This window comes from Achromobacter sp. GbtcB20 (assembly GCF_019091095.1).
GTDB classification, from domain to species: domain Bacteria; phylum Pseudomonadota; class Gammaproteobacteria; order Burkholderiales; family Burkholderiaceae_B; genus Achromobacter; species Achromobacter mucicolens.
Genome location: NZ_JAGXJZ010000245.1, coordinates 1 through 436, shown reverse-complemented (window position 1 = coordinate 436; position 436 = coordinate 1). Strand labels below are relative to the sequence as shown.

Here is a 436-nt window from a genome sequence, read left to right as displayed (position 1 = left end):
GCGCCTTGCCCATGCCGGCCAGGCCGCCCTTCAGGCCGCCCCAGAGCGCGGGCAGCGAGCGCACCAGCGAGATCAGGCCGCCGGCCGCCACCGCGCCCGCGCCGATATACAGCACATAGGCGTCGCGGATGTCGTCCGGGCTCATGTCCTTGATCAGCGTGGTGGTCGGCGGCAGCGGCACCGGCAGCAGCTCGCCGAAGAACTTGAACATCGGGATCAACAGCAGATAGGACAGCACGCCGCCCGCCGCCATGGTGAAGGCGATGCGCGGGCCGATGATGTAGCCGACGCCGACCAGCTCCGGCGACACTTCCGCGCCGGCCGAACCGGCCTACAGGGGCGCGCCGAACTCGAAGTTGGCCACGTCCTTCCAGCCCCGGAACGAGACGTTGGCCACCTTGTACAGCAGGCCCAGGCCGAAGCCGCCGAAGATGAT

The 436-nt window shown here is 69.5% G+C and carries 1 protein-coding gene; it reads right to left on the bottom strand.

The genetic code is table 11. The features are described from left to right. Nucleotides 1-310, bottom strand: a 310-nt coding sequence (locus KVT32_RS32340; protein WP_371825633.1) for an OPT/YSL family transporter, incomplete at its 3' end; no start/stop codon positions are given. Between the last annotated feature and the right edge of the window lie 126 nt (nt 311-436).